This window comes from Thioalkalivibrio thiocyanodenitrificans ARhD 1, from assembly GCF_000378965.1.
GTDB lineage: Bacteria > Pseudomonadota > Gammaproteobacteria > Ectothiorhodospirales > Ectothiorhodospiraceae > Thioalkalivibrio_A > Thioalkalivibrio_A thiocyanodenitrificans.
Map to the genome: position 1 here is coordinate 477,133 of NZ_KB900536.1, position 19,944 is coordinate 497,076.

22 protein-coding genes are annotated in these 19,944 nt (G+C 64.8%); 19 read left to right on the forward strand and 3 right to left on the reverse strand.

Going from position 1 to position 19,944, the window contains the following annotated elements:
- Positions 1–13: 13 nt before the first annotated feature.
- Both THITHI_RS0102165 and THITHI_RS0102170 read right to left on the reverse strand, forming a co-directional pair.
- Positions 14–379 carry a hypothetical protein gene (locus THITHI_RS0102165; RefSeq protein ID WP_018231428.1) on the reverse strand — a complete coding sequence of 122 codons (366 nt, stop codon included), beginning with the start codon at positions 377–379 and terminating at the stop codon, positions 14–16.
- 220 nt (positions 380–599) lie between these two features.
- Entirely contained in the window at positions 600–1,379 is a 780-nt protein-coding gene (locus tag THITHI_RS0102170) for an inositol monophosphatase family protein (protein ID WP_026185981.1), read from the reverse strand.
- A gap of 115 nt (positions 1,380–1,494) precedes the next feature.
- Here THITHI_RS0102170 and THITHI_RS0102175 point away from each other — a divergent pair, with 115 nt between their 5' ends.
- The 18 genes from THITHI_RS0102175 to der all read left to right on the forward strand — a co-directional run bounded on the left by THITHI_RS0102175 (position 1,495) and on the right by der (position 17,430).
- Positions 1,495–2,235, forward strand: a complete 741-nt coding sequence (locus THITHI_RS0102175) for an RNA methyltransferase (RefSeq protein WP_018231430.1) — start codon at positions 1,495–1,497, stop codon at positions 2,233–2,235.
- 80 nt (positions 2,236–2,315) lie between these two features.
- Positions 2,316–3,128 carry a serine O-acetyltransferase gene (cysE, locus tag THITHI_RS0102180; RefSeq protein ID WP_018231431.1) on the forward strand — a complete coding sequence of 271 codons (813 nt, stop codon included), beginning with the start codon at positions 2,316–2,318 and terminating at the stop codon, positions 3,126–3,128.
- Between the two features lie 100 nt (positions 3,129–3,228).
- Complete coding sequence (locus tag THITHI_RS0102185) at positions 3,229–3,714, forward strand: Fe-S cluster assembly transcription factor (protein ID WP_018231432.1); 486 nt, start codon at positions 3,229–3,231, stop codon at positions 3,712–3,714.
- Between the two features lie 53 nt (positions 3,715–3,767).
- Positions 3,768–4,991: an IscS subfamily cysteine desulfurase gene (locus THITHI_RS0102190; RefSeq protein ID WP_026185983.1), complete on the forward strand. Its 1,224-nt coding sequence runs from the start codon at positions 3,768–3,770 to the stop codon at positions 4,989–4,991.
- Positions 4,992–5,109: 118 nt separating this feature from the next.
- Complete coding sequence (gene iscU / locus THITHI_RS0102195) at positions 5,110–5,517, forward strand: Fe-S cluster assembly scaffold IscU (RefSeq protein ID WP_018231434.1); 408 nt, start codon at positions 5,110–5,112, stop codon at positions 5,515–5,517.
- A gap of 44 nt (positions 5,518–5,561) precedes the next feature.
- Entirely contained in the window at positions 5,562–5,885 is a 324-nt protein-coding gene (iscA, locus tag THITHI_RS0102200; RefSeq protein ID WP_018231435.1) for an iron-sulfur cluster assembly protein IscA, read from the forward strand.
- A 25-nt stretch (positions 5,886–5,910) separates the two neighbouring features.
- On the forward strand, positions 5,911–6,453 hold the full coding sequence (gene hscB, locus THITHI_RS0102205; protein ID WP_018231436.1) for a Fe-S protein assembly co-chaperone HscB: 543 nt from the start codon (positions 5,911–5,913) through the stop codon (positions 6,451–6,453).
- 69 nt (positions 6,454–6,522) lie between these two features.
- The gene (gene hscA / locus THITHI_RS0102210) at positions 6,523–8,394 is read left to right on the forward strand and encodes a Fe-S protein assembly chaperone HscA (RefSeq protein WP_018231437.1); all 1,872 of its coding nucleotides are present in this window, start codon (positions 6,523–6,525) and stop codon (positions 8,392–8,394) included.
- A gap of 38 nt (positions 8,395–8,432) precedes the next feature.
- Entirely contained in the window at positions 8,433–8,771 is a 339-nt protein-coding gene (gene fdx / locus THITHI_RS0102215; protein ID WP_018231438.1) for an ISC system 2Fe-2S type ferredoxin, read from the forward strand.
- A 17-nt stretch (positions 8,772–8,788) separates the two neighbouring features.
- Positions 8,789–8,989, forward strand: coding sequence for a Fe-S cluster assembly protein IscX (gene iscX, locus THITHI_RS0102220; protein WP_018231439.1), 201 nt, complete (start codon positions 8,789–8,791; stop codon positions 8,987–8,989).
- A gap of 216 nt (positions 8,990–9,205) precedes the next feature.
- Complete coding sequence (gene ndk, locus THITHI_RS0102225) at positions 9,206–9,637, forward strand: nucleoside-diphosphate kinase (protein ID WP_018231440.1); 432 nt, start codon at positions 9,206–9,208, stop codon at positions 9,635–9,637.
- A 69-nt stretch (positions 9,638–9,706) separates the two neighbouring features.
- Positions 9,707–10,837 carry a bifunctional tRNA (adenosine(37)-C2)-methyltransferase TrmG/ribosomal RNA large subunit methyltransferase RlmN gene (locus THITHI_RS0102230; RefSeq protein ID WP_018231441.1) on the forward strand — a complete coding sequence of 377 codons (1,131 nt, stop codon included), beginning with the start codon at positions 9,707–9,709 and terminating at the stop codon, positions 10,835–10,837.
- Complete coding sequence (gene pilW, locus THITHI_RS0102235) at positions 10,834–11,604, forward strand: type IV pilus biogenesis/stability protein PilW (RefSeq protein WP_018231442.1); 771 nt, start codon at positions 10,834–10,836, stop codon at positions 11,602–11,604. The genes THITHI_RS0102230 and pilW overlap by 4 nt, the downstream gene beginning before the upstream one ends.
- The gene (locus THITHI_RS0102240; RefSeq protein ID WP_018231443.1) at positions 11,594–12,601 is read left to right on the forward strand and encodes a helix-turn-helix domain-containing protein; all 1,008 of its coding nucleotides are present in this window, start codon (positions 11,594–11,596) and stop codon (positions 12,599–12,601) included. The genes pilW and THITHI_RS0102240 overlap by 11 nt, the downstream gene beginning before the upstream one ends.
- Positions 12,602–12,661: 60 nt before the next feature.
- Complete coding sequence (hisS, locus tag THITHI_RS0102245; protein WP_026185984.1) at positions 12,662–13,954, forward strand: histidine--tRNA ligase; 1,293 nt, start codon at positions 12,662–12,664, stop codon at positions 13,952–13,954.
- Positions 13,955–14,144: 190 nt separating this feature from the next.
- Positions 14,145–14,789, forward strand: coding sequence for a YfgM family protein (locus THITHI_RS0102250; protein ID WP_018231445.1), 645 nt, complete (start codon positions 14,145–14,147; stop codon positions 14,787–14,789).
- Positions 14,786–15,979 (forward strand): outer membrane protein assembly factor BamB, encoded by a 1,194-nt coding sequence (bamB, locus tag THITHI_RS18315; protein WP_018231446.1) that lies wholly within the window; start codon positions 14,786–14,788, stop codon positions 15,977–15,979. The genes THITHI_RS0102250 and bamB overlap by 4 nt, the downstream gene beginning before the upstream one ends.
- Before the next feature lie 56 nt (positions 15,980–16,035).
- On the forward strand, positions 16,036–17,430 hold the full coding sequence (der, locus tag THITHI_RS0102260; protein ID WP_018231447.1) for a ribosome biogenesis GTPase Der: 1,395 nt from the start codon (positions 16,036–16,038) through the stop codon (positions 17,428–17,430).
- A gap of 285 nt (positions 17,431–17,715) precedes the next feature.
- On the opposite strand, the gene THITHI_RS0102265 is transcribed toward der, so the two are convergent.
- Positions 17,716–18,522 (reverse strand): peptidoglycan DD-metalloendopeptidase family protein, encoded by an 807-nt coding sequence (locus tag THITHI_RS0102265; RefSeq protein WP_018231448.1) that lies wholly within the window; start codon positions 18,520–18,522, stop codon positions 17,716–17,718.
- Between the two features lie 153 nt (positions 18,523–18,675).
- On the opposite strand from THITHI_RS0102265, the gene THITHI_RS0102270 reads away from it, so the two are divergent.
- Positions 18,676–19,845, forward strand: a complete 1,170-nt coding sequence (locus THITHI_RS0102270; RefSeq protein WP_026185985.1) for a pyridoxal phosphate-dependent aminotransferase — start codon at positions 18,676–18,678, stop codon at positions 19,843–19,845.
- The last annotated feature ends 99 nt before the right edge of the window (positions 19,846–19,944 follow it).

Sequence of the window (19,944 nt, forward strand, 5' to 3'; positions counted from 1 at the left end):
CCCGCCGGGCAGGTCAGTTTTCCCGGCGCAGACGGCGGACTTCTTCCAGGGGGTCGCTCTCGTCCGAGTCAGCCCCTGCTTCCGGCGACGTCGGGTATTCCCCCCGCCGCCTGTTCTGACTCTGGCGCTGCTTGCCATCTTCGACGCTCTGGATGGTAAGCAGGGCCCACGCGGTAGCGGCGATCCAGAGCACAATGCCCAGCCCCACCACGGACCAGCCCACCGAGCCGGAACGCAGCGGCCCCCCGAGCCCCCCGTACACAAGGCTGGCGATCCCCGCTATCCAGAACACGCCGATCGGCGCTGCACAGCAACTCGCGCAGCTATAGCGGCTGACGGCCAGTGGTGGCGCCAGCAGGCTCAGACTCACTCGTGTCATCGGACCCTCCCCCGGGTTTGCCTCGGTGGACGGCTGTTGTCGTTTTGATGGTGTTCAAGGTGCCGTCCGGGCGTGGAAACACCCGGGTGTCGACCCGGGTTGAGTCTTTCTACAACACAAGCCGATGAATGCGCAAGGGCGCAAAACCGATTCAATGGTCAATACTTAGTCACCGGGACCGGGCCCCTTTGAATCCTGGATATTGAATATTGAATCGCCGTTACCGCGCTTGGGCCAGGCGTTGCACCATGGCCTTGTAGAGCTTGGGTCCGGCAGCGACCACATCGCCGCTGGCCAGCGCATCGGCACCGCCCCTGGGGTCGCCCACCAGGCCGCCGGCCTCCTGGACCAGCAGTGCCCCGGCGGCCATGTCCCAGATGTTGAGACCGTATTCCCAGAAGCCATCCAGACGTCCGGCGGCCACGTAGGCCAGATCCAGGGCGGCGGAGCCCGCCCGGCGCACCCCGGCGGTACCGGGGAGCATGGCCCGCAGACCCTTCAGGTAGGCGTCCAGATCCTGGTCCTCGCGAAACGGGATGCCCGTGCCCAGCAACGCGCCGTTCAGGTCCTTGAGGCCGGTGACGCGAATGCGCCGGTTGTTCAGCGTGGCGCCGGCGCCTCGGGACGCCGAAAACAGTTCTTCCTTGACGGGGTCATAGACCACCGCCTGCTCCAGGCGCCCCTGGTGGCGCAGGGCAATGGACACGGCGAACTGGGGAAAGTCGTGCAGGAAGTTGGTGGTGCCGTCCAGGGGGTCGATGATCCACTGGTAGTCGCTGCTGCCCTGAGCGCCGCTTTCCTCCGCCAGGATGCCGTGATCCGGGTACGCACGGTGGATCACGCGTATAATCTCCCGCTCGGCCAGGTGATCCACCTCGCTCACGAAGTCGTTGGGCCGCTTGTCCTGCACGGTCAGCGAGTCCAGGCGGCCCATGTGACGGACAATGACCTGGCCCGCGGCACGCGCGGCCTTGATCGCGATGTTGAGCATCGGCTGCATGGGAGAACCCCGAAACGGATCTGGAAAAGAGCGCCCGACACCGAGGCCAGGGCCCGCAGGCTTTCAAGACCGCGAACGATACACAACCGCACCGTCCCCGTACAAGCTCGGATTCATGAATCTGCTCAAACAGACGAGAATCATCCTGGTCGGCACATCGCATCCGGGAAACATCGGCGCCAGCGCACGAGCCATGAAGACCATGGGCCTGTCGGACCTGCGCCTGGTGAACCCGGTGCGCTACCCCAGCGCCGAGGCGACCGCCATGGCGTCCGGGGCCGATGACATGCTGGCGCATGTGCCGGTGTACCGGCAGCTGGACGAGGCGCTGGCCGGTTGCGGGCTGGTGCTCGGCACCAGTGCGCGGCAACGCAGCCTGCGCTGGCCGGAACTGAGCCCGCGCGGAGGGGCCGAGGCCCTTGTGGAAGCGGCGGCCGGCGGCCCGGTGGCGCTTCTGTTCGGGCGTGAACAGAGCGGACTCAGCAACGAGGAACTGGACCGTTGCAGGGCGCTGGTGACCATTCCGGCGGACGAGGCCTACAGCTCCCTGAACCTGGCGGCCGCCGTTCAGGTGCTCAGTTATGAATTGCGGCTGGCAGCCCTGGCGCGGACGGGTCCGAAATCTCCGGCAGACGATCTGCCGCCGGAGGATCGGCCGGCCACCGCCGACGCGCTCGAAGGGTTCTACACGCATCTGGAGGACACCCTGATCCGGCTGGATTTCCTGGATCCGGACAATCCCCGGCATCTCATGCGGCGGCTTCGCCGCCTGTTCGGCCGGTCCACGCCGTCGGTCAACGAGATCAATATCCTGCGCGGTATCCTGACCGCGGCCGGGAAGGGGCCGCGCCGGTGACCGGCCTGTCAAGCGCCTGCGGCTTGCGTATAATAACTTAGTACATTACTCGGATATTCATGCCATGAATGGACAAATCCATGTTTGACCGCATCAGGGAAGACATTCGCTGCGTGTTCGACCGCGACCCGGCGGCCCGCAACGCCTTCGAGGTGCTCACCACCTACCCGGGCGTGCACGCGGTGCTCATGCACCGCTTCAGCCACCGCCTGTGGCGCTGGCGCCTGTGCTGGCTGGCGCGCATCTTCTCCAACCTGGGCCGTTGGCTGACAGGGATCGAGATTCATCCGGGGGCACGCATAGGCCGGCGCTTCTTCATTGATCACGGCATGGGGGTCGTGATCGGGGAGACGGCGGAGATCGGCGAGGATTGCACCCTGTATCACGGCGTGACCCTGGGTGGCACCAGCTGGAAACAGGGCAAACGCCACCCAACACTGGGCAACCGGGTGGTGGTGGGGGCGGGCGCCAAGATTCTCGGACCGCTGCACGTGGGGGACGATGCACGCGTGGGTTCCAACGCCGTGGTGCTCAAGGACGTGCCTGCCGGGGCCACCGTGGTGGGCATTCCGGGCCGGGTGATCAGCAAGCGCACGGTGGATGAGGCGCGCCGCGAGGCCATGGCCGAACGCATAGGTTTCGACGCCTACGGGCTGTCCAAGGAGATGCCTGACCCGGTTGCCAATGCCATCAATCGCATCCTGGACCACTTGCACACCCTGGACCGGCGCGTGGATCAGAACTGCCACGCTTTGAAGGAACTGGGTGCGGATGTGGACGACTCCAGCATCCCTGAACTGGATGCCAGTGACATGGAAGGCCTGGAGGACGAGATGGGCGGTGACGCGGAGGACGATATCCGGGCGCGGAAAACCGGCGGGGGTAATACTTGATCTTTTTGCTAGGTTATTGTTAAGATCCAACAAGTGCGACTTGCGATGCCTCGGGCAGAGCAGGTCCGGGCGGACTGATCGAGGACGGAGGCACCAGCACATGAGACTGACAACCAAGGGCCGCTACGCAGTGACCGCCATGCTGGATCTGGCGATTCACAACGAGAATGGCCCCATTTCCCTTGCGGACATCTCAAAAAGGCAGGGTATCTCACTCTCCTACCTGGAGCAACTGTTTGCGCGCCTGCGCAAGCAGGGTCTGGTGGTCAGTACCCGGGGGCCGGGCGGCGGCTACACCCTCAGCCGGCCCGCCTCCGATACACCCATTGCGGATGTGATCTCTGCGGTGGACGAGAAGGTGGATACCACCCGTTGCGGGGGCACGGCGGATTGCCACAACAATCAGCGCTGCCTGACCCATGATCTGTGGACCGATCTGAGTGACCAGATCCGCCGGTTTCTCACCGATATCACCCTGGCGGATGTGATGGCCCGAAACGGCGTGCAGGAGGTTGCGGCCCGGCAGGATCGGGGCACCGCGCAGCGTGTGGTGATGCGCCGTCCGGAAACCAGCCGCGTGGACTGAAGTGGCGCGCGGTGGTCCGGCAACCAGGAATTCAAAATCGCGAGGAGTATGCAGTGACTGATCTGAAGTTACCCATCTATCTGGATTATTCGGCGACGACGCCTGTTGACGAGCGAGTAGCGGAGCAGATGTCGCGTTATCTGACGCGGGATGGGTTGTTTGGCAATCCGGCGTCGCGTTCGCATGCCTTTGGCTGGGATGCGGAGAAGGCGGTGGAGGGTGCGCGTGCCCAGGTGGCCGAGTTGGTGGGTGCGGACCCGCGCGAGATTGTCTGGACCAGTGGAGCGACCGAGGCGGACAACCTGGCGATCAAGGGTGCGGCGCATTTCTACCAGAAGAAGGGCCGTCATATTGTCACGGTCAAGACCGAGCACAAGGCGGTGCTCGATACGTGTCGTCAGTTGGAGCGCGAGGGGTTCGAGGTGACGTATCTGGATGTAGGCCCTGACGGGTTGCTGGATCTGGAGGTATTGAGGTCTGCGCTTCGAGATGACACGGTGCTGCTCTCAGTGATGCATGTAAACAACGAGATCGGCGTGATTCAGGACATTGAGGCGATCGGAGCGATTGCGCGCGAGCGCAAGGTGTTGTTTCACGTGGATGCGGCGCAGTCCACGGGCAAGGTGGCGATTGATCTGTCGAGGTTGCCGGTGGATCTGATGAGTTTTTCGGCGCACAAGAGTTATGGTCCGAAGGGTATCGGTGCGTTGTACGTGCGCAGGAAGCCGCGTGTGCGCATTGAGGCGCAGATGCACGGAGGCGGTCACGAGCGCGGCATGCGTTCGGGCACGCTTGCGCCGCACCAGATTGTGGGCATGGGCGAGGCGTTTCGCATTGCGCGCGAGGAGATGGGATCGGAGTCCGAGCGCATTCGCATGCTTCGGGACCGTTTGTGGTCGGGTCTCTCGGACATGGAGGAGGTATATCTCAACGGTGATCTGGAGCGTCGCATTGCGGGCAATCTGAATGTGTCGTTCAATTTTGTCGAGGGCGAGAGTCTGATCATGGCGTTGAAGGACATTGCGGTGAGTTCGGGTTCGGCGTGCACGAGTGCGAGTCTTGAGCCGAGTTATGTGCTGCGAGCGCTGGGTCGGGATGACGAGTTGGCGCACAGTTCGATCCGTTTCACCCTGGGGCGTTACACGACGGTCGAGGAGGTGGACTACACGGTGGATCTGGTCAAGCATGCGGTGGCGAAGTTGCGCGAGCTCTCGCCGTTGTGGGAGATGTACCAGGAGGGTGTGGATCTCAAGAGCATTGAATGGGCGGCGCACTGATGCGCTGTGGCAAGTTTCAAGGAACTTTCTTGCCACTTGAGACTTGCCATTGGTAGATAAAGATCATTCGTCCTCCCCTGTTGCGGGGAGGGCACAAGGAAAGACCTGGAGGTAATGTATGGCATACAGTGACAAGGTACTGGAGCATTATGAGAATCCGCGCAATGTGGGTGCCATGGACAAGGCGGACCCGTCGGTGGGCACCGGTATGGTGGGTGCGCCGGCGTGTGGGGACGTGATGAAGCTTCAGATCAAGGTCAATGATCAGGGAGTGATCGAGGATGCGAAGTTCAAGACCTATGGATGCGGTTCGGCGATTGCCAGTTCGAGTCTGCTCACGGAGTGGGTGAAGGGCAAGACGCTGGAGGAGGCCGGTGAGATCAAGAACACGCAGATTGCCGAGGAGCTGGCGTTGCCGCCGGTGAAGATTCACTGTTCGGTGCTGGCCGAGGACGCCATCAAGGCGGCCATCGCGGACTTCAGAAAGAAGTCCGACAACGAGGAGCCGGCCAAACAGAGCGCCTGAGCCTGTTTGCCTGATGAGAGACGCACGACCCTATAGGAGTTGCCATGTCCATCACACTGACAGACACAGCCGCTGACCGCGTCAAGACCTTCCTTGCCAAGCGCGGCAAGGGCGTCGGCCTGCGTGTGGGCGTGAGGACCACCGGCTGTTCGGGAATGGCCTACGTCATCGAGTTCGCCGACGAGCTGGAAGAGGGCGATACCGTGTTCGAGGACAAGGGCGTCAAGGTGATCGTCAATCCCAAGAGCCTGGTGTATCTGGACGGCACTGAACTGGATTTCGCCCGTGAGGGCCTCAACGAGGGCTTCAAGTTCAAGAATCCCAACGAGAAGGACCGTTGCGGTTGCGGCGAGAGCTTCAGCGTCTGAGGCGCCCCGGGCGCCGGTCATCCCCGTGAACCTGGATTTCAATCAGAACCATTTCGAACTCATGGGTCTGCCGGTGTCCTTCCACCTGGACAGGGCGGCCCTGGATGCGGCCTATCGACAGCTGCAGGGCAGGTTGCATCCGGATCGTTTTGCGCAGACGGGCGATCAGGAGCGCCGCCTTGCCGTGCAGGGGTCGGCGTGGATCAACGAGGCCTACTCCACCCTGAAGGACGACACGCGCAGGGCGCGATACCTGCTGATACTGCAGGGCATCGAGTTCGACGATGAACGCGATACGGCCAGCGACCCGGAGTTCCTGATGGAACAGATGGAATTGCGCGAGGCCCTGGAAGAGGCGGCGGACGCCCCCGACCCGCTGGCGCGCATCGACGCGTTGAGTGCCGATATAGAGGCGCACAGCAGTACGCTGAGCAGGGCGTTCGAGACGGCATTTACCGGGGGGCGGCTGGACGAGGCCAAGGCACTGGTGATCAAGATGCGTTTTTACGACAAGCTTCGCGACGAGGCGCTGCGCACGGCGGAGCGCCTGGAAGACGACCTCGTCTGAGCCATTTCGCGGCAGTCGTGTCCCGGTAACCGCCAGCTATTCATAAGGTATTGTTCACACAGGACTTCCATGGCGCTTTTGCAGATCTCCGAACCCGGCATGTCCACCAATCCCCACGAGCATCGGCTCGCGGTGGGGATCGACCTGGGCACGACGAATTCCCTGGTGGCTACGGTGCGAAACGGGGTGGCAGAAACCCTGTCCGACAGCGAAGGCCGTCACATCCTTCCCTCGGTGGTGCATTACACGCGTGAGGGCGTTGAGGTGGGCCACGAGGCCAGGCGCCGTGCCGCGCTGGATCCGCTCAACACCATTGCGTCGGTGAAGCGCCTCATGGGCCGGGGGGTGAATGACCTCAAGACCCTCGACGGCCACGTGCCCTATGAGTTCGTGGAGGGCGAGGGAGGCGTGCCCCGCATCCGCACGGCGGCCGGCGATGTCACGCCCGTGGAGGTATCCGCCGAGATCCTTCGGACCCTGCGCGTGCGCGCCGAGGACAGCCTGGGTGGCGAACTCACGGGTGCGGTCATCACCGTGCCCGCGTATTTCGATGACGCGCAGCGCCAGGCCACCAAGGACGCCGCGACGCTGGCGGGCCTCAACGTGTTCCGCCTGCTCAACGAGCCCACCGCCGCGGCCATCGCCTACGGCCTGGACAAGGGACAGGAAGGCGTGATCGCCGTCTACGACCTTGGCGGCGGCACCTTCGATATTTCCATTCTTCGCCTGTCGCGGGGTGTGTTCCAGGTGCTTTCCACGGGGGGCGACAGCGCGCTCGGCGGTGACGACTTCGACCGGGCCATCGCCGAGTGGATCATGCAGGAAGCCGGGATGGGCGGTGAATCCGACCACGGGCGCATGCGTCAGTTGATGATGGATGCCTGTGCGGCCAAGGAGGCGCTCACCGACAGCGACGAGGCCGAGTTGCGCATCCGGATGTCCGGCGAAAAGGTCTGGAACGGCTGCATGACCTGTGAGCAGATGAACTGCCTCATCGATCCGCTCATCAACAAGACCCTGGCGGCCTGCCGCCGCGCCCTGCGCGATGCGGGGGTGAAGGCCGATGAGGTGATGGAAGTGATCATGGTGGGTGGATCCACCCGGGTGCCCCGTGTGCGCAGCCGGGTGGCGGAGTTCTTCGGGCGCGAGCCCCATGTGGACATCGATCCGGACCGGGTGGTGGCAGTGGGGGCGGCGTTGCAGGCGGATGTGCTGGCCGGCAACAAACCCAACGACGAGATGCTGCTGCTGGATGTGATTCCGTTGTCGCTGGGTATTGAAACCATGGGCGGACTGGTGGAGCACATCATCCCGCGTAATACCACCATACCCGTGGCCCGCGCCCAGGAGTTCACCACCTTCAAGGACGGCCAGACGGCCATGTCCCTGCACGTGGTCCAGGGCGAGCGGGACGTGGTGGATCACAACCGCTCGCTTGCCCGGTTTATCCTGCGGGAGATACCCCCCATGGTCGCCGGCGCCGCGCGCATCGAGGTGACCTTCCAGGTGGATGCCGACGGGCTGCTCAGCGTCACCGCCGTGGAGCAGACCAGCGGTGCCCATGCCGGCGTTGAGGTGAAGCCGTCCTACGGTCTCACCGATGTGGAGATCGAAACCATGCTCCGCGATTCCATGAGCCACGCCCAGGAGGACATGGAGGCCCGGCGGCTGCGCGAGCAGCAGGTGGAGGCCGACCGGGTCATCGAGGCCCTGGACGCGGCATTGGAGGCCGACGGCGACACCCTCTTGGAGGCGGCGGAACGCAAGGCCATCGATCAGGCCCGTGCGAAACTGGTGGCGGCCCGGCGCGACGGTGATTACGAAGCCATCAGGCAGGCAATCCGGACCGTCGAGAAGGCCAGCGAGGGATTCGTCGCACGGCGCATGGACTCCAGCATCCGCAAGGCCATGGCCGGTCACCGGGTCGAGGAATTCCAGTAACAGTCATTCAAGCCGAAACTCAAGGACAACAGAACCTGATGCCCCAGATCATCTTCCTCCCTCATGCGGACATCTGCCCCGAGGGGGCCGTTATCGAGGTGCCCACCGGCACTACCATCTGCGATGCCGCGCTCGCCAACGGCATCGAGATCGAGCATGCCTGCGAGAAATCCTGTGCCTGCACCACCTGCCACGTCTACGTGCGGGAAGGCGGAGAATCGCTGGAGGACCCCAGCGAGGATGAGGAGGATATGCTGGACAAGGCCTGGGGTCTTGAACCCGAGTCGCGCCTCTCCTGCCAGGCGCAGGTTCAGGACTCGGATCTGGTGGTGGAGCTGCCCCGCTATACCATCAACCAGGTCTCGGAGAATCACTGAGTTCCGGAGGAAGACGCATGAAGTGGACTGACACCCTGGATATCGCCATCGCCCTCGACGAGGCGCATCCCGAAGTGGACCCCAGGCACGTGAATTTCGTGGACCTGCGCAACTGGATCATGGCTTTGCCCGAATTCGATGATGATCCCGCCCACTGTGGCGAACGTATCCTGGAAGCCGTCCAACTGGCCTGGATGGGCGAGAAGGACGAGGATTGAGACACTGTTGACCCGTCCCCTTTCACGGCTGCCCGTCTATATCCCTGCTTTCGTTGCCAGTATCAGGATGGGCGAGTAGAATGGGGGGTTAGCATGGTGGAAGGTGCACGCGGTTTGTAACCGGATATCCGCCAGTCGCATTACCGCAAACCCGCGCCATTACGCGGGTTTGCGCCATTTCAACCCCAGATCACAATCTATACGGAGTTTCCCTGAATGTCCGTCGAACGTACGCTTTCCATCATCAAGCCCGACGCTGTCGCCAAGAACGTGATCGGCGATATCTATGCCCGCTTCGAGAAGGCCGGCCTGCGCATCGTCGCCGCGCGCATGCTGCACCTGAGCCGTGAGCAGGCCGAAGGCTTTTATGCCGTGCACAGGGAGCGCCCCTTCTTCAAGGACCTGGTCGACTTCATGATCAGCGGTCCGGTCATGGTTCAGGTGCTGGAAGGCGAAAACGCCGTTGCACGCAATCGCGAGATCATGGGCGCCACCAATCCCAAGGAAGCGGCTCCGGGCACCATCCGAGCGGATTTCGCCAGCAGCATTGACGAGAACGCGGTGCATGGTTCCGATGCCGCCGAGACGGCGCGCAATGAGATCGAATTCTTCTTCAAACCCGACGAGATCTGTGCACGCACCCGCTGATCGGCGGATGGCCCGGTTCGGGGCAAACCATCCGCGCCCGCGCCCGCGGGCGCGGATAACGAGAGTCAGATGACGGAAAGCGCAAAGTCCAATCTGCTGGGCATGACCCGGCAACAGCTCGAAGGCTTCTTCGCCGATATGGGGGAGAAGCCTTTTCGCGCTGTGCAGGTGATGAAATGGATTCACCAGCACGGCGTCGCCGATTTTGCCGCGATGACGGATCTGTCCAAGACTTTGCGCGAACGGCTTGCTCTGATGGCCGAGGTGCGCGCCCCGGACGTCGTCTACGATCAGGGCGCCTCCGATGGCACTCACAAGTGGCTGCTGCGGCTGGACGACGGCAATTGCATTGAAACGGTGTTCATTCCCGAGAAGGATCGGGGTACGCTGTGCATCTCCTCCCAGGTGGGATGTGCTCTGGACTGCACCTTCTGTTCCACCGCTCGGCAGGGTTTCAATCGCAATCTCACCCGCGCCGAGATCATTGGTCAGTTGTGGCTGGCCAACCGCAGATTGACGCCCGCGCCCGCGGCCGACGGCAGGACGCCGCCGCGGGTGGTGAGCAACGTTGTGCTCATGGGCATGGGGGAACCGCTGCTGAACTTCGATGCGGTGGTGGATGCCATGCGTCTGATGCTGGACGACAATGCCTACGGGCTCAGCAAACGGCGGGTGACATTGAGTACCTCGGGTATCGTGCCCGCCATGGATCGGCTAAAGAAGACACTGGACGTGGCCCTGGCCGTCAGTCTGCACGCGCCCAACGACGCCCTGCGGGATCAGCTGGTACCCATCAACCGCAAGTATCCTGTGGCGGAGCTTTTGGCCGCCTGCCGGCGCTATGTGCGGGAGGAACGTCATCACCAGCGCATCACCTTCGAGTACGTGATGCTGGAGGGCGTCAACGACAGCCCGGCCCATGCGCGCGAGCTGATCCGGCTGTTACGCGACGTACCCTGCAAGGTGAACCTGATTCCGTTCAACCCGTTTCCGGAAACGCGCTACAGTCGTTCCTCCGACGCCGCGATCGCGCGATTCCAGGACATGCTCGCGCAAGCGGGCTACACGACCATCACCCGGCGGACCCGGGGCGACGACATCGACGCCGCCTGCGGTCAGCTTGTGGGCAAGGTGGCTGATCGCAGTCGCCGGGAACTTCGGTTCGCACGGTTGGAAGGAAGTACCGGGAGCCCCGCATGAATGTCGTGATCCGTTACTGGCTGGTAGCCGGCCTGGCGCTGGTATTTCTCGCCGGATGCGCCACGCAGGCGACATTGCAGGACCGTGACCGAGCCCGCCAGGGTGCCGAAATCAATGTGGACCTGGGCCTGCATTACCTGGCCAACAACAACCTGGAGCAGGCGCGTACCAACCTCGCGCGTGCCCTGGATATGGCGCCCGACTATGCCCGGGCCCACAGTGCCTTCGCGATGCTTCAGGTGCGGCTGAATAATGAACGGGAGGCGGAGCGTTCCTTCCGCCGCGCCGTTGAACTGGATCCCGATGATTCCTTTACCTGGAACAGCTTTGGCGCCTTCCTGTGCGGGACGGGGCGTCTGGATGAAGCCCAGGATGCATTCAGGAATGCACTGGCCAATCCCTACTACCCGACACCGGAGCATGCGCTGACCAACGCAGGCGTCTGTCTGCTGGAGGCCGGACAAACGAAGGAGGCAGAGGAGTCTCTTCGCCGTGCGCTGGACAACAACGCGAACTACACGCCCGCCCTGCTCGAGATGGCGCGCCTGACCTTCAACGACGAACGCTTCCTGCAGACCCGCGCGTACCTGCAGCGCTTCCGCGAGCATCGTGAGCACACCGCAGAGACCCTGTGGCTCTGCTTCCGTGCGGAGACGGAGTTGCGCGACCGCGAAGGTGCGGGCAACTGCGCTGTGCGCCTGAAGGATCGCTTCCCGGATTCGCGCGAGACAGCCCGGTTGCTGGAGCTGGAACGCCGTGGCCGATGAGCGGATCCACAGCACTGACGAGGTTGCCGATCGCGACGTGATCGCCGGGCCGGGGGCCCGTATTCGGGAAGCCCGGGAACGGGCCGGACTCAGTCAGCAGGATCTGGCCGACCGGCTGCACCTGAATGTCTCCATGCTCGAGTCCCTGGAAACGGATCGTTTCGATGCGCTTCCGGTACCCGCCTACGTGCGGGGCTATCTACGCGCTGCGGCCCGCGCCCTGGACCTGGATCCGGAACCCCTTATCGCGGCGTTTGACGCCCAGGGCGTGCGTGAGCCGAAGCTGGACACCCCGCCGGTAACCGCCGGCCCCGGGGTTGCCGCGGCCCGGCGCGGACACCGCAGGGCGCCATATGTGCTGGGCGTCGTGATCCTGGCGGCTGTGGTCGTGCTCATCGCCTACGGCTGGTACGAGCGACAGGCCGAGGTGCGGGTGCTGCCGGGCCTCAGTTCGGATCGTATCACTCTCGAGGAGCCCCACCGGGCGCCCCTGTCGACGCGGGAAGACCCGCCGGTCACCGTGCCGGGCGATGAGGCGCAACCGGAGCCCCGCGCCGAGCCGTTGCAGGATATCGGTCCGCCGCCCGTGATCGGAGACCGGGGCGTGGAACCGGAGCCCGAACGGGAAGCGCAGGCCTTGGAGCCGGAAGCGGTGGAAGAGGCCCCGCCCGATATCGAGCCGGAGCCGCCGGTGGCGGAGAGCGAGCCCGAACCCCCCGGGAACGGGCTGCTGCCTGCCGGAGACGGGGCGGACAGCCTGTCGCTGACGTTCGTGGATGACTCCTGGGTGGAGATTCATGATGCCACTGACGCACGCCTGCTGGTGGGGCTGATGCGCGACGGGACCGAGCGCCGGGTGTCGGGCGTGGCGCCGTTCCGGGTATTCCTGGGAAACGCACCGGGTGTTCGGGTGCGAATCAACGACGAGGCCTACGATCCATCGCCGCACACCCGCTCGGACAACACGGCCCGCTTTGTCCTGGAGCGGTCCCGGTGATCCGTCCTGCGAGTGCCCTGCCGCGCGATAATATCTGAACCCGAAAGCGATCCCATCAACATGGCAAAAACCCTGCAATCCATCCGCGGCATGCACGACGTGCTGCCCGAGGACAGCGCCGGTTGGCAGCATCTCGAAACCACCACCCGTGATCTGTTGTCCGGCTACGGCTATCGGGAAATCCGCATGCCCATCGTGGAGCAGACGGAGCTGTTCGCCCGTTCTATCGGCGAGGTCACGGATATCGTCGAGAAGGAAATGTACACGTTCGAGGACCGCAACGGCGACAGCCTGACCCTGCGGCCCGAGGGCACGGCCGGTTGCGTACGCGCCGGCATAGAGCACGGATTCCTGCACAACCAGCAGCAGCGGCTCTGGTACCTGGGCCCCATGTTCCGCCACGAACGCCCGCAGAAGGGCCGTTACCGGCAGTTCCACCAGATCGGCGTGGAAACCTTCGGCATGGAAGGTCCGGATGTGGATGCGGAGCTCATCCTCATGACGGCGCGCCTCTGGCGGGTGCTGGGTATCCGCGATGTGCGCCTGGAGATCAATTCCCTGGGCTCCGCCGAGGCGCGTGCCGCTTACCGTGAACGGCTGGTGCGCCACTTCGAGTCCCATGCCAAGGTGCTGGACGAGGATGCGCGGCGCAGGTTGCACACCAACCCCCTGCGCGTTCTGGACAGCAAAAACCCCGCCATGCGGGATGCGATACGAAGCGCGCCGAGCCTGCTGGATCATCTGGATCCCGCATCCCGAGAGCATTTCGAACAGCTGCAGACGCTGCTGAAGGCCGCCGGCATCGGATTCACGGTGAATCCGGCGCTGGTGCGCGGACTCGATTACTATTGCCGGACCGTGTTCGAATGGATCACCGACACCCTTGGGGCCCAGGGGACCGTGTGCGCCGGAGGGCGATATGATGGTCTGGTGGAGCAACTGGGTGGCCGCGCCACGCCGGCGGCGGGTTTCGCCATGGGGCTGGAGCGCCTGCTCGCCATGATCGAGGCGGCGGGCACCTTGCCGCCCGCCGCGGTTCCCCACGCCTATCTGGTCCTGGCGGGCGAGGGCACCCTCGCGGAAGGGCTGCGCGTGGCAGAGCGGCTCCGTGACGCCCTTCCGGGCCTGCGCCTGGTGGTCAACGGGGGCGGCGGGAGCTTCAAGGCTCAGATCAGGCGCGCGGACCGCAGCGGCGCACTGCTGGCCCTGATTCTCGGCGAGTCGGAGCTCGCGGAGGGTACCATCGGTGTCAAGCCGCTGCGTGAGGGGGGCGGCGAACAGGAGACGGTGCCCCGGGAAGCCCTCGTGGAGTATCTGCGCGGCAGGATGGAGTGCGCGGCCCCCGTGCGCTAGCCCGAACCTTTTTCTGCCACAGAGGACACAGAGGTTACAGAGACAAGAGAGAACACGGAGATTATCGGGATTCATTCAGGGCGCCATGCCGAAGTCTTGGGCGGGGAAGAATCCGGATGGCCGGTGAATACTGTTCTCTCTGTGATCGCTGTGGCTGAAAGTCGATTGAATTCAATACGGAGAACACCCAGTGACCGAATACACCACAGACGAGGAAAAGGTCGAGGCCATCAAGCGCTGGTGGAAGGAGAACGGCACATCCGTGATTGCCGGCATCGTGCTCGGCCTGGCGGGCCTGTTCGGCTGGCGCTACTGGGTGGATCTCGGCGAGAGCCGGGCGGAGCAGGCCTCGGACATCTACATGGCTGTCCACCAGGCGACCCGCCAAGGCAATGTGGTTGAGGTGCGCCGCCATGCGGAAACACTGAAGGCCGATTATGCCCGGACTCCCTACGCCTCCATGGCCGCCATGGAACTGGCCCATCTCGAAGCGAGCCGGGGTGATCTGGCGCGGTCCGAGGAAAGCCTTCGCTGGGCCATCGAGCACGCATCGAGCGCTGAGGTGGCATGGCTGGCGAGAGTGCGATTGGCCCGTGTGCTGTTGGCCGGCGAGCGCCCTGGCGATGCGCTGTCCCTGGTGCAGGAGTCTTCCGCGCCTCCGGGGTTTGAGGCGCTGGTAGAGGAACTGCGGGGAGATGTCTATCGGGCGCAGGGCGACCATGACCGCGCGCTGCAGGCCTACGATCGTGCCATGGGGGCCTCGGCGGGCGGCACGGAATATCTGCAGATGAAGCGCGATGAGGTTGCCGCGCTGGCCGTGGGCGCAGGCGTATGAGCCCCGCCCATCAACGCATCGGGTTTCTCGCATGCGCGGTCATGACCGCGCTGTTGCTGGGCGGTTGCGGCCTGTTTCAGCGGGACACCACGGAGCCGCCGGCACCCCTGCCGGATTATGAGGCGGCTCTGTCACCGTCTTCGGCCTGGGAACGCAACACGGGGGACGGCACGGGGCGCTTCTACGTGCACCTGGAGCCCATGCTTCATGAGGACGTGTTCTATGTCACCGATGCGCAGGGGCAGGTGACGGCGGTGAATCTGGAGGACGGCCGGCAGCGCTGGTCCACCAATCTGAATGAGGCCATCACCGGCGGCGTGGGTGGTGGTGAGGGGATCGTGACGGTCGGCACCGCCAAGGGTGTCGTGATCGCCCTGGCCATGGAATCCGGCGAACTGCTCTGGCGGCGCCAGCTGTCCAGCGAAGTCATGGCGCTTTCGACGGCGGCCCAGGGTCGGTTGATCGCCCGCACCAACGACGGCCGTGTGCATGCCCTGAATGCGGAAACCGGCGAGCCGGTTTGGCTGGCCGGCCGCACCACCCCGGCCCTGAGCCTGCGTGGCGTGGGCCAACCCGTGATGGTGCCGGGCCGTGTGCTGGTGGGATTCGACAACGGCCGCGTCGTCAGCTTCGGCCTGGGGCGTGGCAATGTGCTCTGGGAAACCGTGCTCGCCCAGCCGACAGGGCGTTCCGAACTGGAACGCATGGTGGATGTGGACGGCCACATCGACGTGGTCGACGGCCGGGTCTACGCAGTGTCGTATCAGGGCCGGCTTGCCGCCATGAGCGTGACTGACGGGCGTATTGTCTGGGATCGTGAATTCTCCTCCTACCGGGGTCTCGCCGTGGATGGGGACCGGATATTCGTCACCGACGCCGAGGATCATGTCTGGGGGCTGGACCGCAATGGAGGCGTCGGCCTCTGGCAGCAGGACCAGCTCCGCCTGCGCCGCCTGACGCCGCCGGTGGTGTGGCGCGACTACGTGGTGGTGGGCGACTATCAGGGCTACCTGCACTGGATGTCCCGGGAGGATGGCAGCCTGGTGGGCCGCATGCAGGTGGATTCCTCCGGCTTGATGGCCCGGCCCGTTCTTCATGACGACCGGCTCTACGTGCTGGGCCAGGGCGGCCGCCTCGCGGCCGTTACCCTGGAAGACCGCCGCCGTGCCCGCCGGGCCGGTGACGAGTGAGGTCAGGCATGCTTCCCTTCACTACCGGCCACTGACGACGGACCACTGACCACGTCATGCTCCCCGTCATCGCCCTGGTGGGCCGCCCCAACGTGGGCAAGTCCACCCTTTTCAATCAGCTCACCCGGTCCCGGGACGCCCTGGTGGCGGATTTCCCGGGGCTGACCCGCGACCGCCAGTACGGTCCCGGCCGGGTGGGTGGCTTTGGCTACATGGTGGTGGACACCGGGGGCCTGTCCGGGGAAGCGGAAACCCTGGACGACCTCATGGCCCGTCAGACCCGGCAGGCCATCGCCGAATCCGACGTGGTGCTGTTCATGGTCGACGGGCGCGAGGGACTGACGGCCGCCGATGACGCCATCGCCCGGTCACTTCGCACCCAGGGCAAGACCGTCGTGGTGGTGGTGAACAAGACCGACGGCGTGGACCCCGATCAGGCCATGGCCGAGTTCCACGCCCTGGGGTTCGGGGCGCCCGTGCCGATCGCGGCATCACACGGCCGGGGCGTGGCCGGGCTGATGGAGAAGGTGCGGGCGCTGCTGCCGGAGGCGGAGGATCCGCAGGCCGAGGCGGAACGCTGGCCCGGCATCCGTATTGCCTTCGTGGGCCGGCCCAATGCCGGCAAATCCACGCTCATCAACCGCATCCTGGGCGAAGAGCGGGTGGTGGCCACGGAGGTGCCCGGCACCACTCGCGACAGCATCTTCATCCCCTTCGAACGGGACGGACAGGCCTACACCCTGATCGACACGGCCGGCGTGCGCCGTCGCGCCCGGGTCCATGAGGCTGTGGAGAAGTTCAGCGTGGTGAAGACCCTGCAGGCCATCGACGCCGCGCACGTGGTGGTGATGGTGCTGGACGCCCGGGAGGGGATCTCGGACCAGGACGCCCACCTGCTGGGCGTGGTGCTGGAAGCGGGGCGCGCCCTGGTGGTGGCCATCAACAAGTGGGACGGGCTCACCACGGAACAGCGCGAGCGAGTGCGTGACGAACTGGACCTGAAGCTGCCGTTCCTGGACTTTGCCGAGAAGCGCTTCATCTCCGCGCTGCACGGCACCGGCGTGGGGGACCTGTTTGCGCACGTCAGGCGGGCTTACGATTCGGCCTTCATCAAGGTGACCACCAACGCCCTCACCAAGATGCTGGAGAGCGCCGTGGTGGCCCACCAGCCGCCCCTGGTGCAGGGTCGGCGCGTGAAGCTGCGTTACGCGCACCAGGGCGGCCAGAACCCGCCGGTGATCGTCATCCACGGCAACCAGACCGAACGCCTGCCCGGCACCTACAAGCGCTACCTCACCAACCACTTCCGCCAGCAGCTCAAGCTGGTGGGCACCCCCATCCGCTTGGAATTCAGGACCGGCACCAACCCCTACGCCGGCAAGCGCAACACGCTCACCCCGCGCCAGGAGTACAAGCGCAAGCGCATGATGCGGCATGTAAAAAAGCGCTAGAGGCAAGATTCAAGATACAAGAGCTAAGCAGAACCGCATCACTTGCAGGTCGGGCGTCAGCTCGACACCGGTACCTGATGATGCCCCGTTGGCCGCTGTATCGACCGAATTGGCGTTGAGCCACAGAGGACACAAGAACCACCGGGATGGTTCTATGGTTCTGCATTCCCCTGTGGGTGCTGTGGCCAACAGCCGAATACGGGTCGCCACCGAACGGCCGGCACCGTGCGCCATCCGGCGTCATCCTTGATCTGGCGTTCCTTCCGCGATTTCGCGGCAAGGTCTTTATCGTTCGAAGAACAACTCGGGTTCCACAGCCGTCCGATTGAGATAAATCGTCCAGTGAAGGTGCGGCCCGGTCACCCGGCCGGTGGCGCCGATATCCCCGATCCGCTCACCGCGCTCCACGACCTGACCTTCCTCCACGTGAATATCATTCATGTGCGCGTAGAAGCTGATCACCCCGTACCCGTGGTCCAGAAATACGGCCTTTCCCGCAAAGAAGAAATCGCCGGTGAGGATCACTCGCCCCGGTGACGGCGCGTGGACGGGGGTGCCCGTGGGTGCGGCGATGTCGAGTCCGCTGTGGGGATTGCGGGGCTGGTCGTTGATAAAGCGGCGCAGCCCGAAGCCGCTGGAGAAACGGCCCTCGGCGGGCACGGCGAAATTGAAGTCCGGCACTGTGTCGGTCCAGGTGGCCAGGGCCTTCCGGATACGGGCGCGCTCGGCCTCGATTCTCTTGAGGTCCTCTGGGCCCGGGCTTACCAGGCGTTCCTCGTCAATGGTGATGCGGCTCTCGCCATACTCCCGGTCGTGCACCGTAAACCCGTGCCAGGAACGACGGCCATCCGCCCATGTGACCTCGACGCGGTGGTCACCGGGCTGGAGTGACAGCGGCAGCCCCACCACGGCCTTCCAGCCGCCATCGGTGGGCACGACCGCCACGCGCTCGTCATTGAAACCGGCCCGTGGCTGTGCGCCGGCCGGCCCCAGGCTCAGGATCGCCACGCCCCCGGGCGCCGGCAGCGCCGCGGGCAGGGCGTGGAGCAGGGCGGGCCAGAGGAATGCCAGGCAGAGCAGCAATGTACGCATGGTGCGATGCTATCATGAAGGGCGGCGGCACCATGCAGGGACGGGGCCCCGCCTCAAGGCCCCGCGGCGCGCCATCCCCGCCCCAATCAGCACTGCTCCCGCGGCCGGATCTCTCCATGGTGAATACCCCATCATCCGGGTTAGCATCCGGACATGGATAAGCCACGCGTACACATTGCCCGCCGCATGGCGGATATCGAGCCGTTCCATGTCATGGACCTGCTGGCGCGGGCCCGCCGGCTGGAAGCGGCGGGGCGGCGCATCGTGCACCTGGAGATCGGCGAGCCCGGTTTCCCGACCCCCGAGCCCATCATGGAGGCCGGCCGCAAGGCCCTGGCCGACGGTCATACCCATTACACGCCGGCCGTTGGGCTGCCGGCGTTGCGCGAGGCCATCGCCGGATTTTATCGGGACCGCCACGGGGTGGACGTCTCACCGGAGCGCATCATCATCACCCCCGGTGCCTCGGGCGCGCTTTTGCTGGTGATGGCGGTGTTGCTGGATCCCGGCGACCAGGTGCTCATGGCGGACCCCGGCTACCCCTGCAACCGCCACTTTGTGCGCACGTTCGAGGGTCAGGCCGTCGCCGTGCCCGTGGGCCCCGACACCGCATACCAGCTCACCGCCGAGCATCTGGAATCCCGCTGGGGCAACCGCAGTGTCGCCGCCATGGTTGCCTCGCCCGCCAACCCCACCGGTACCCTCGTACCCGTGGAGACCATGAAGCGCATGCTGGACTTCACCGCCGCCCGGAGCGGGCGGCTCATCGTGGACGAGATCTACCATGGTCTCGTCTACGACGACGAGGCCGTTACCGCGCTCGCGTATTCCCGGGATGTCTTTGTCATCAACAGCTTCTCCAAGTACTTCGGCATGACCGGATGGCGCCTGGGCTGGATCGTCGCGCCCGAGGACTATGTGCGCGCCATCGACAAGCTGGCCCAGAATCTGTTCCTGGCCGCGCCCACGCCGGCCCAGCATGCCGCGCTCGCGGCCTTCCGGCCGGAGACCCTGGAAATCCTGGACGCCCGGCGCGAGGCCTTCCGGGAACGCCGGGATTTTCTGCTGCCGGCGCTGCGGGAACTGGGCTTCGGGATTCCGGTGACACCGGAAGGAGCCTTCTACATCTATGCGGACAGCAGCGCGTTCGATGCCGACAGCCAGCGCCTTGCGGAGCGGCTCCTGGAGGAGGCGGGGGTGGCCATCACCCCCGGACTGGATTTCGGGCATTACAGGCCGGAGGCGCATGTCCGGTTCGCGTACACGCGCGAAATCGGGGAGTTGCAGGAAGGGGTTGAGAGACTGCGGCGCAGCCTTGACTGAAGGGAGAACGGGGAATCGGAGAACGGGCAGGGATACAGTGGACGAGGGTGTCCGGGGCATGCCCATGATTTCGTTGACACGCCGGCTCCAGGGAACTCG

Excerpts from the sequence above, each read along its gene's own strand:
- THITHI_RS0102165 (WP_018231428.1), bottom strand. The coding sequence starts at position 379 with ATGACACGAGTGAGTCTGAGCCTGCTGGCGCCACCACTGGCCGTCAGC.
- THITHI_RS0102170 (WP_026185981.1), bottom strand. The coding sequence starts at position 1,379 with ATGCAGCCGATGCTCAACATCGCGATCAAGGCCGCGCGTGCCGCGGGC.
- THITHI_RS0102175 (WP_018231430.1), top strand. The coding sequence starts at position 1,495 with ATGAATCTGCTCAAACAGACGAGAATCATCCTGGTCGGCACATCGCAT.
- cysE (WP_018231431.1), top strand. The coding sequence starts at position 2,316 with ATGTTTGACCGCATCAGGGAAGACATTCGCTGCGTGTTCGACCGCGAC.
- THITHI_RS0102185 (WP_018231432.1), top strand. The coding sequence starts at position 3,229 with ATGAGACTGACAACCAAGGGCCGCTACGCAGTGACCGCCATGCTGGAT.
- iscU (WP_018231434.1), top strand. The coding sequence starts at position 5,110 with ATGGCATACAGTGACAAGGTACTGGAGCATTATGAGAATCCGCGCAAT.
- iscA (WP_018231435.1), top strand. The coding sequence starts at position 5,562 with ATGTCCATCACACTGACAGACACAGCCGCTGACCGCGTCAAGACCTTC.
- hscA (WP_018231437.1), top strand. The coding sequence starts at position 6,523 with ATGGCGCTTTTGCAGATCTCCGAACCCGGCATGTCCACCAATCCCCAC.
- fdx (WP_018231438.1), top strand. The coding sequence starts at position 8,433 with ATGCCCCAGATCATCTTCCTCCCTCATGCGGACATCTGCCCCGAGGGG.
- iscX (WP_018231439.1), top strand. The coding sequence starts at position 8,789 with ATGAAGTGGACTGACACCCTGGATATCGCCATCGCCCTCGACGAGGCG.
- ndk (WP_018231440.1), top strand. The coding sequence starts at position 9,206 with ATGTCCGTCGAACGTACGCTTTCCATCATCAAGCCCGACGCTGTCGCC.
- THITHI_RS0102230 (WP_018231441.1), top strand. The coding sequence starts at position 9,707 with ATGACGGAAAGCGCAAAGTCCAATCTGCTGGGCATGACCCGGCAACAG.
- pilW (WP_018231442.1), top strand. The coding sequence starts at position 10,834 with ATGAATGTCGTGATCCGTTACTGGCTGGTAGCCGGCCTGGCGCTGGTA.
- hisS (WP_026185984.1), top strand. The coding sequence starts at position 12,662 with ATGGCAAAAACCCTGCAATCCATCCGCGGCATGCACGACGTGCTGCCC.
- bamB (WP_018231446.1), top strand. The coding sequence starts at position 14,786 with ATGAGCCCCGCCCATCAACGCATCGGGTTTCTCGCATGCGCGGTCATG.
- der (WP_018231447.1), top strand. The coding sequence starts at position 16,036 with ATGCTCCCCGTCATCGCCCTGGTGGGCCGCCCCAACGTGGGCAAGTCC.
- THITHI_RS0102265 (WP_018231448.1), bottom strand. The coding sequence starts at position 18,522 with ATGCGTACATTGCTGCTCTGCCTGGCATTCCTCTGGCCCGCCCTGCTC.
- THITHI_RS0102270 (WP_026185985.1), top strand. The coding sequence starts at position 18,676 with ATGGATAAGCCACGCGTACACATTGCCCGCCGCATGGCGGATATCGAG.